Raw genomic sequence first — 9,804 nt, 5'->3', positions numbered from 1 at the left:
CTACGCATCGTCGCCTTGGTGAGCCGTTACCCCACCAACTAGCTAATGCGCCGCAGGCCCATCCGTAAGTGACAGATTGCTCCGTCTTTCATTATCTCTCCATGCGAAGAAATAAATTATCCGGTATTAGCTACCGTTTCCGGTAGTTATCCCAGTCTTACAGGCAGGTTGCCTACGTGTTACTCACCCGTCCGCCGCTAACTATCCGGAGAGCAAGCTCTCCATCAAGTCCGCTCGACTTGCATGTATTAGGCACGCCGCCAGCGTTCGTCCTGAGCCAGGATCAAACTCTCCAATAAAGATGGAAGGATCTACTCTCCCGAAGGGGAGTGGCTTTCCATCAAAGTGTTTGACTTGCTCATTTAGAAAAACTGACGAGAAAATTAATTCTCATAGGATGGAATTTCAAACGACACAAAGTCGATTCAAATTCATCCATTTTAATACTCACTCGTTGTTCAGTTTTCAAAGATCAACTTCGCTTTTTTCATCACCGCCTCATCAGCGGCAACTTTCATAGTGTATCAGGTTAAAACCAAGAAAGCAAGCATTTTTTATTTGTTATAATCACTCGCTTTTTATCGAAAACCCGGCCGCCAAAAGCGACATGTATTACTATACCAAACATTGAGCTTAATTACAAATTGAAAAACCTGGATTCTTGATGGCTGTTATTTTACAAATGTATTTTTGCACGTACTATCAATCTATGGGTTGGATTTACAAGAGGATCGCAAGTGATCAGGGTTAAGACTTTATCGTCGGGGTTCTTGATGTCCAATACAGAAACATCGGTAGGTTTTACGATTGATATTTTATCTACCGTATAAACAAACTGACTTCCTTTTGCTTCTATAATAATTTCATCGCCGATTTCCATTTCGTTCAGACGATTGAACAATCTGCCTTTAGTGTGGGCCCTGTGAGCCGCTATTGCAGCATTTCCTACCCCTCCCAATGATGTGGTTTCCTTCAGATGAGCGGCTGCGTATTTCATGTTGGATTTTGTCGCACCTTCAAGAACGGGTAACTCCAGATCAATTTTTGAAATTTTTATAACTGCTATCCCCCGCTTGTGTTCTGTTTTACTACTCTTTTCTTTTACAATGTTCCCATTTATTATTGTTTTTGCTTTAACTTCGGTCTCATTAGATTGAGTCTCCAATGCTTGGGACATAACCAAATATTCATTACGTAGACTTTCATTTTCGGCCCCGTTCTCCTCCAAAACTGCGCTGGTCTTCACGGCTTCCAACAATTTCTGCTGCTTTATATCGTCGATCCATTCATTCATTTTCGGAAACAAGATGATTAAAATGCCTAGCCCTATCAGCAAATAAGCAATTTTACGCATACCTGCAATTCCCTCCAGCCTAAATAGAGAAGTAAAGAGTTTATCTCTTCACTTCTCTTTCATAGAAATATGAAATTAATTTCTTTTCGCAGTTTTTCTAAAAATGATCCCCAATGCAGTAATAGCGGAACCAATAATGTAAAAAGGCAGTGAACTGTTTTCTCCTGTTTTAGGAAGAGTTTTTATTTCAGCCGCTCCCTCTTTGGATTCGACAGCATCATCCGGGGAACTCCCAGGCCCTGGCGGTTCCACAGGTTCATTTACCAAAACAACCGGAGTTGGACTCGGCGTTGGAGTCGAACTTGGTGTTGTTGACGGACTTGGTGTTGGTGTTGAACTTGGCGTTGGAGTAGAGCTTGGTGTTGTTGTTGGACTTGGCGTCGTAGTTGAGCTTGGCGTTGTTGATGGACTTGGTGTCGTAGTTGAGCTTGGCGTTGTTGATGGACTTGGTGTCGGGTTAGATGATGGCGTCGGCGTTGGGTTCGATGTTGGTGTTGGTTCTGGTGTCGGTGTCGGTGTCGGTGTCGGTGTCGGTGTTGGTGTTGGTGTTGGTGTTGGTGTTGGTGTTGGTGTTGGTGTTGGTGTTGGTGTTGGTGTTGGTGTTGGTGTCGGTGTCGGTGTCGGTGTCGGTGTCGGTGTTGGTGTTGGTGTTGGTGTTGGTGTTGGCGTTGGTGTTGGTGTTGGTGTTGGTGTTGGTGTTGGTGTTGGTGTTGGTGTTGGTGTTGGTGTTGGTGTTGGTGTTGGTGTTGGTGTTGGTGTTGGTGTTGGTGTTGGCGTTGGCGTTGGCGTTGGCGTTGGTGTCGGTGTCGGTGTCGGAGTTGGCGTCGGTGTTGGTGTCGGCGGGCAATCCGGTGTTGGTGTTGGTTTCGGCGTTTTAGTAGGTTGCGGGTGGTAACCCCCAAACGTGCTGTACTCCAATTCCTCCTGATTCTCCGTCTGTCCCTCGGAGGTTGCCGTTACAGCGTTTGCCGTACCCAATGCTAATCCGGCAGCTAATGTCGCCGCAATAGCCGTTCTTGCTCTCATCCTCATTCTGCCCACTCCAGTACAATTGATATCTTGCAAAATCCACACTTAAAATCAATTTATTGTATTGGACTAAGGCTTGCCCTATGACTATTTACAATCAAACGAAGATAATATTTTTTATTAATTCATCAACAGACTAATCTCCGGGTGAATAACGCCGCTCCCGAAATACCCACTTTCGGCTTCCATAAAAATTCAAGATAAGCGTGATGCAAGTGACTCCAAGTTTGGCAATTAGAGCATGGAGCCCGGCATGTGAAGCCATGAGCGTCAGTAAGACCAGAGAAACAGTCAGTACAATTAAATTAAGAACTACGAACCGGAGAAACTGCTTTACTTCAAATAGCTTCATTCTTCCAGTAACTTCTCGATCCTTGAAGGTGTAACCTTTGTTCATCAAAAAACTATTCACCGTACCTACGGAATAGGAAAGAATCTGAGCTGTTCCGTTTCCGATTCCCCATCCTGTCAATGCCGCAAAAACCGCAAAATCCACGGTTGTGTTCAACACCCCGACCATATTGAATTTTATAAATTGAAACAAAGACGGATGAAGCCACTTAACCAGCATATTCCTCTACCTGATCCCTAAGTATTTCTTCAGAAAAGGATGATTTCGTTCCGGAAATCCCGGCCTCTTCCAGTTCAAACCCCAACTTCTCACGAACAATATACAAAGGGCGATCCTTCGTCTCATCATAAATACGGCCGATATACTCCCCCATCACGCCAAGCAGCATCAATACGATCCCGTTGAAAAACAGATTAATCGCTACGATCGAGGCCCATCCGGGTACCATGCCAAATTCAAGCCATTTTTGCAGAAGTACGATAAACAAGTATATAAAACTGGAGAAGGAGAGTACAAACCCTAAATATGAGGCGATTTTCAACGGTTTATGGGAAAAAGACGTTATTCCGTCCGCAGCGAAACGCAGCATTTTGCGCAAAGGGTATTTGGTTACGCCAGCAAACCGTTCCTCGCGCACATATTCCACCCGGGTCTGACGAAATCCGGCCCATCCGACCAACCCGCGAACAAAGCGGTTTTTCTCCTTTAGCCCTTTGAGGACGTCGCATACTTTACGGTCGATCAATCGAAAATCCCCGGTATCCAAAGGAATATCGACCTGAGTTAACTTCCCGAGCAAACGGTAAAACATCAACGCCGTAATTTTCTTGAACAGACTTTCGCCCTTGCGCTTTACGCGTTTGCCATAAACAACTTCGTATCCTTCCTTCCATTTATCGAGCATTTCCAGAATGACTTCCGGGGGATCCTGAAGATCGGCGTCAATAATCACAATCGATTGACCAGCAGCATAATCCATGCCGGCGCTAATGGCGATCTGATGGCCGAAATTCCGGGAGAACTGGATTAACCGCACGTCGGAATCCCGCTGACAGATTTCCTCCACGATCTCCGCCGTCCGGTCGGCGCTTCCGTCATTCACAAAAATAATCTCATACTTTTCTCCGGAGAAATCCATGACCTGCTTCAAGCGGGTATACGTATGCCGGATCACTTCCTCTTCATTAAACATCGGAACGATAATACTGCAGCCGATCGCCATCACAATTCCTCCTTTTCATCCATTAACTAGCTACTCTCCTGCCGGGGATGCGAAACTCAAAATAACCATGAAGGAAACCAGCGCAAAATATGCTCCACATAGAACGAGCTCACCTGTACGCCGGACAAGACCGGATAGAACATGGCAAACAACAATACCGCCACGACGGTGTACCCTTTTCCGATCCAACTCCATTGCGGCCGCTTTTGTTCCAGTATTTTCGCTATATACACAATCGACAGAATCAGAAACGGCACCATGGCAAAATAATGATATAGGAACGTTTCCCGTGATACGAGCATCCAGGGAACATATTGGGCAAAATAGGCGATCCAGATAACATAGGCGGTTCGGTCTTTCCGCTTCAACGACAGCCATAATGCAGCTATCAGCAGGAATACGCCGCTCCACCAGATTAGCGGATTTCCCATGACAACGATGGTCGATACGAGTCCTGAAGCATCGCCTTCCCCGCTGTAATACCAGACGGGTCTTTTCATAAAGGGCCATTCCCACCAGGACGAGGCGAAGGGATGGCTCCCCACCAGACTGCTGTGATAATTGAACATGTTCTTTTGCGCCTGAATCAAGCCGTTCCAGGTGAATCCTTCCGGCGAAGCGGATAGTGGCGGAATAAATGACAAAGCATAGATGATGGCAGGTATCAGAACGAAAAAGACCAGACAAGACCCGAGCGTAATGAGCGTATTTCTTGGAAAATGAGCTACTGTTTTACGATAAAGCGAAAGCGGGGCCGGCTCTCCTTCACCACCTTCATCTTCACTGATATCTTCACGCTCTAGAACTGCCCCCACCGCCAAGGCTCGCTTGGCAGCGGCGTATTCCCGCCAGCGCATATAAATCGAAAATCCGAGCATCAGCGCAAGTCCCGCCCCGCCGTAAACGACAATCCATTTGGCTGAGACTCCGATCCCGAAGAACAGGCCGGCCCAAAACAACGGGACGAGTGTCTTTCCGACTCCGATCCGATTGAAATTCAAGCTGAAATAACGGCTCATAAAGTAAAACATCAAAAGGATGAAAAATACGGCGTACACATCAATCGTGGCGATCCGGGTTTGCGTAAAATGCATAAATTCAGCCGCAAACAGCACGGCGGACATGACGGCGTATTTGCGCTGCCCGAAAAGACGAAGCGAAAACGCGTAGATGAGCGGAAGCATGGCTGCTCCAAACAAGGTACCCATGATGCGCCATCCGAACGGATTCAACCCGAACAACTGGATACCGACGGCTATAAATATTTTGCCGAGGGGTGGATGAGTATTTTCATAGGGAGACAATCCATGCAAGTATTCGTAAGCAGTACGCGCATGGTAAATTTCATCAAAGTACGATCCATTATAAGAATCGGCCTTGGACTCCGCTGTCGAAGGCTCATCAAACAGCAAGCCGGCTTTTTCCCCGGTCAAGACCGCACCATCCGTTGCCTCGCGGACTTGAATTACGGGCACCGGCGTTTTGCTGCCTGCTTCATAGAAAACCATCTCGTTCAGCGAGAACCCGGCTTCCGTTACCGTAACTTTTGCATATCTGGCCGCGAATCCGACCGGGTAACTCTTCCAGGCCAATACTTCGCCGACATCTTCGGTGACTTCAAGCGGATGTTCCCAAACCGAGCCATCGCTACCGAATTCTAGTTTGAATTTCCCGGTTCCCGTACCGCCGAATATATTTACTTGTTCAAGCCGTCTGGTGTCGCCGAAGTCCACATAAAAACTGCTTTCGTCCGGTTCCGGTGTCCATGCGGTCTGCGGCGCCCTGGTCGAACCAAGCTGAAATAAAGCTACCGCCAAATATAGCAGCAAGATTAAGCCCATCCATTTCCACTCTTTGGCACGCTTCAAGACAGAAAATCGCTTGGAAGTACCTGAATCATCCGCGGGCGATGACAATCCGGTGAGCAATGCCCGGTCCTTAAACCGCTGCTCGGCATCCGTCCATAGCTTCAGCGGCTTAATTCTTTTTTTTACGTAAATATCAAATCCGAGGTACACCATATAAACAAGCAGAGCTACATTTGCCAAAGAGCAGATCAGTACAATGCCGTCCGTTTGAGGGCTTATTCCCAGATTTAAATGTTTCAGAACATACGCCGTATTCACATACTGGGTTATGCTAAACCCCATGAATAAGGTGAGTAAGCGACGGTCCTTGATCTGGATAAAACAGAACAAACTTAAAATCAAGGCCGGGAACAGATAACGCTCATGCATTTTTGTCCCCAGAACGAACACGATGACGATCAGTGCCATGGCTAGAAAATAGGAGTTGGATAAATCACGGCCCTGCCCTTTTTTTCTAAAGGCGATGTAGCCCACGTAGGCAACCGCTCCAAGGATGGCGATGGCTCCCCACACTCGGAATGTAAGAAATAACCACTCGGCATCCAAAGGAGACCAATTTTGCCCGAACAAGGCATAGATGTTGAACGCGTTCACGGAGGCGTATGGATAAGAGGCAAGGGTTGTGCGATATAAATCAACAAGTCCGCCGAGCCCGCCCTGGTTCCAAAAGAAAGGAAGCGCAAGCAGCCCAAAGACGCTAATCCCGTACAGCAAACTTTTCAGAATTCGCTTTCCATCCCGGTAATAAAAACAAGCAATCAGCCAAACCGGTGCAAAAATGAGCGTTTGCGGTTTAATCAGTGCAGCGACAGCCAGCCAGACGGCAGAGCGTTCAAAGCGCCGCTCGGTTAATGTCATGATGGATATGAGGAGAAATAGCACGTAAAAAGAATCCACCTGTCCCCAGGCCGACGAATTGACCAGGATGGCCGGGTTCCACAGGTACAAGACAGACAGAGCGATAGCGTATTTGCTGCCGAGGTTTTTGCTGGCCATCCGGTAAATCAAGAAACCTGTGATCAAATCCGCAAGGATGGATGGCGTTTTAAAAAGCAACTGGGTGCCAGCCGCCCCAAAGTCCATGGAAAAGACGCTGCGGATTGAACCGATGACATAAAGGATATAAATATATCCCGGAGGATAATCGGCAAACATGCCTTCGTCGTAGAAACCGCCGATTCCCCGGTCTACCGCATGCTGGGCCCAGGCCATAAAGGTGCTCATGTCGGTCTGAAATCCTTCTACCGTCAATGCGATCCAGATGCGAAGTAGAAACGACGTTAATAGTAGCAAACCGAACCAAATATGCCCCCGGCTTACGGTTTGCCCAAGAGTGGCATTTTGACGCCGAAGTACCTTTTGATATAAAAAGGCGAATAAGAGGCTGAACAAGACGGAGAAAAGCATGATTGTCAGTATCGACACCGACTGCGCCACCGTTTCGGTACCGGCTTCAAGACTCGCAGCATCTCCTGAATCTCCTCCTTGCGGAGGTTCCGTCGGTTGCTCCAGGGAGACCGGGCTTACTCCTTCCGGCAACACATCGACTTCTTTGATTTCCAGGTCATCAAAATACGCCTTACCGGTGTTGAGATGTCCATACCCGCCTATTCCGGCGGCGATTGTAAGCTCGAGTTGCTCAGGCCCGGTTCTGCCATAGAACTGTATTTGCTTCCACTCTCCGCCCGGTTCACTCAGATGCGGGAACATCCGCCGACGCCAAGGGGAAAAATAGTAGCGCCGACCTCGCCGCTACCCATTTCCGCAACCTGAACCCAGCCGGAGATCAGATAATTTCTCCCTGGATTCACTTTTGCCTGCTGCACCCATTTCGCATGGTTTGGCTGCATATTCTCCACCACAGCGGAGGCATTCCCCGAATGGGCTTGATCCTGGGCGATTCCAAGATGGCTGGAGCCCTCCGTCTGCAGCCAAACATCCCGGTTCCACAGATCAGGAGCATCCGAAGAAATGGTCTCGAAACCGGCGTTTTGCAATACATTTTCTCCATCCGCGTGCAGCGCCCCGCCCGGCAGCAAAGCCAGTATCCAAATCATTAGGGCAACCATTGCCAACTTAGCAATTCTTAACACGTGCATCCTTCACCCCGGACTTCATACTGGTTCCATGAATTCATATATTTTTAAAATATATTGCGAAGGGACAAAGGTTATGACGAAATAGAAAAAAGCCCGCCACCAGGGAAACTGGTAAAGCGGGCTTCTTAATTATTATGGAAGTTTAGCCTTGGCTGCCAAGGAAGACGTAACGGAGAACGATGAGTACGGCCAGTACCCACATCAGCCAGTGGACATTGTATTTCTTCTTCTCGCGCAAGTTGGCGATCGATGCAAGCACGACATAGAACACGATCCCGAAGGAAATCCCGTTGGCGATATTGTAGCTGAAAGGCATCATGGTGATCGTCAAGAAGGCTGGAATCGCGACAACCATGTCATGGAAGTCGATTTCGCGAATCGATTGAAGCATCAACACGCCGACGATAATCAAAGCAGCCGCAGTAGCGGAGCCGGGAATAAGCGCCGCAATCGGAGCCAGGAACAACGCAAGCAGGAAGCAGACCCCTGTAGTTACTGCCGTCAAGCCGGTACGTCCGCCTTCGGCAACCCCCGCCGTACTTTCTACATAAGCGGTAGTAGTCGAAGTACCGAGCATTGCACCGCCTGTTACGGCAACTGCGTCAACGAGCATCGCTTTACCTACGCGTTTTTTGCCGTCCACAGGATCCTTCATGATCCCGGCACGAGTCGCTGTACCAACCAGCGTGCCGAAGGTGTCGAACAATTCGACGAATGTAAAAGTAACGATGGCAGAAACAATACCTGTATGCATAATGCCATTCCAGTCAAACTTCATGAAATTAAGTTCGGAGAAATCAGGAATCCATTTGGCCTGGCTTGTCGAGACCGAGTTAAAATCAACAGCACCCATCAGCATAGCGATAATTGTAGTTCCAAGAATTCCGAACAAAATAGCGCCGCGAACTTTAAGCACCATCAGAACGCCGATCAGGAGCAAGCCAATAATAGCCAGTTGCACGTCGGAGTTTTCCAGGCTGCCCAGGTGGATTACAGTTTCAAAAGACAAGACATCGGTAAACTTGTGCGCCGGAATGTCATTGCCGGCTTCTACGCCGATTGTCATCAGGCCGCTGTTTTTCAAACCAACAATAGTAACGAATAACCCGATCCCGACTGTAATCGCATGCTTAAGCGAATCAGGAATCGCATCCAGAAGCATTTGGCGGATCTTGGTTACCGTAAGCAGAATAAAAATCAGACCGGAAATGAATACGGCGGTCAATCCCATTTCCCAAGAGAAAGGATGGTCCGTGGAAGCAGACGAAAGCACTACGGAGGCAAAATAAGCGTTCAGACCCATACCTGGTGCAAGTGCTACTGGGAAGTTAATAAAGAGACCCATGGCGATCGTAAAAATACCAGCGGCCAAAGCCGTCGCCAAGAAAACAGAATACCAGCCCATATCGATCTGACCGAAAGCCGTAAGCGTGTTAGGGTTGACTGTAAGGATGTAAGCCATGGCCATAAACGTGGTGATACCGGCCATAATCTCCGTACGAACCGTCGTACCATTCTGTTTTAGCTTAAAAAAACGATCCATGATTCAAATACTCCTCCTTATTATGAGTCGGAAACGACAAAAAGCCCGAGGTTATATTTATCCCCGGGTACCGTTGCAGCCAGAAGAAGCGAGAAGGAACAACTCCAGGGTACCGGATTCATGCAGCCGGAGTCCCAAGCGTGCCTCAATAAAAATGCGGCGCTTCTTCTTTTCGTAGCCAGATCATTTACGGTGACCTCGTAGAGACTTCCAGGCCGATCCCCGGAATTATACGAAAAGCATAAAACTGTAATTTGTCGAATATTTCCGAACAAGTCTTGAACTCAAGACATATTACATGACTTATTCTAGGTGTCAATTAGGGGATTGTCAACTA

The 9,804-nt window shown here is 47.9% G+C and carries 8 protein-coding genes, 1 rRNA gene and 1 riboswitch; all 9 genes read right to left on the bottom strand.

The window, feature by feature from the left end; translation table 11 throughout:
- A 16S ribosomal RNA gene (locus DFP94_RS21710) occupies positions 1 to 299 on the bottom strand; the annotation flags it as partial.
- A 377-nt stretch (positions 300 to 676) separates the two neighbouring features.
- The gene (locus DFP94_RS21705; RefSeq protein WP_181873255.1) at positions 677 to 1,354 is read right to left on the bottom strand and encodes a class D sortase; all 678 of its coding nucleotides are present in this window, start codon (positions 1,352 to 1,354) and stop codon (positions 677 to 679) included.
- Between the two features lie 75 nt (positions 1,355 to 1,429).
- On the bottom strand, positions 1,430 to 1,606 hold the full coding sequence (locus DFP94_RS26550; RefSeq protein WP_181873254.1) for an LPXTG cell wall anchor domain-containing protein: 177 nt from the start codon (positions 1,604 to 1,606) through the stop codon (positions 1,430 to 1,432).
- A 205-nt stretch (positions 1,607 to 1,811) separates the two neighbouring features.
- A complete protein-coding gene (locus DFP94_RS25630; protein ID WP_181873253.1) occupies positions 1,812 to 2,201 on the bottom strand; it encodes a hypothetical protein in 390 nt (129 codons plus the stop codon).
- A gap of 318 nt (positions 2,202 to 2,519) precedes the next feature.
- Entirely contained in the window at positions 2,520 to 2,954 is a 435-nt protein-coding gene (locus DFP94_RS21695) for a GtrA family protein (RefSeq protein WP_114498566.1), read from the bottom strand.
- Positions 2,944 to 3,957: a glycosyltransferase family 2 protein gene (locus DFP94_RS21690; RefSeq protein WP_114498565.1), complete on the bottom strand. Its 1,014-nt coding sequence runs from the start codon at positions 3,955 to 3,957 to the stop codon at positions 2,944 to 2,946. Before DFP94_RS21690 ends, DFP94_RS21695 begins: the two co-directional genes overlap by 11 nt.
- A gap of 56 nt (positions 3,958 to 4,013) precedes the next feature.
- Positions 4,014 to 7,535 (bottom strand): phospholipid carrier-dependent glycosyltransferase, encoded by a 3,522-nt coding sequence (locus DFP94_RS21685; protein WP_245955055.1) that lies wholly within the window; start codon positions 7,533 to 7,535, stop codon positions 4,014 to 4,016.
- On the bottom strand, positions 7,520 to 7,918 hold the full coding sequence (locus DFP94_RS21680) for a hypothetical protein (RefSeq protein ID WP_147273873.1): 399 nt from the start codon (positions 7,916 to 7,918) through the stop codon (positions 7,520 to 7,522). Before DFP94_RS21680 ends, DFP94_RS21685 begins: the two co-directional genes overlap by 16 nt.
- A gap of 148 nt (positions 7,919 to 8,066) precedes the next feature.
- Positions 8,067 to 9,467: an NCS2 family permease gene (locus DFP94_RS21675; protein ID WP_114498563.1), complete on the bottom strand. Its 1,401-nt coding sequence runs from the start codon at positions 9,465 to 9,467 to the stop codon at positions 8,067 to 8,069.
- 155 nt (positions 9,468 to 9,622) lie between these two features.
- Positions 9,623 to 9,723: riboswitch (purine riboswitch) on the bottom strand.
- Between the last annotated feature and the right edge of the window lie 81 nt (positions 9,724 to 9,804).

Source organism: Fontibacillus phaseoli (genome assembly GCF_003337355.1).
GTDB classification, from domain to species: Bacteria; Bacillota; Bacilli; order Paenibacillales; family Paenibacillaceae; genus Fontibacillus; species Fontibacillus phaseoli.
The sequence above is the reverse complement of the archived record's forward strand: the minus strand, read 5'-3'. Positions and strand labels throughout refer to the sequence as shown.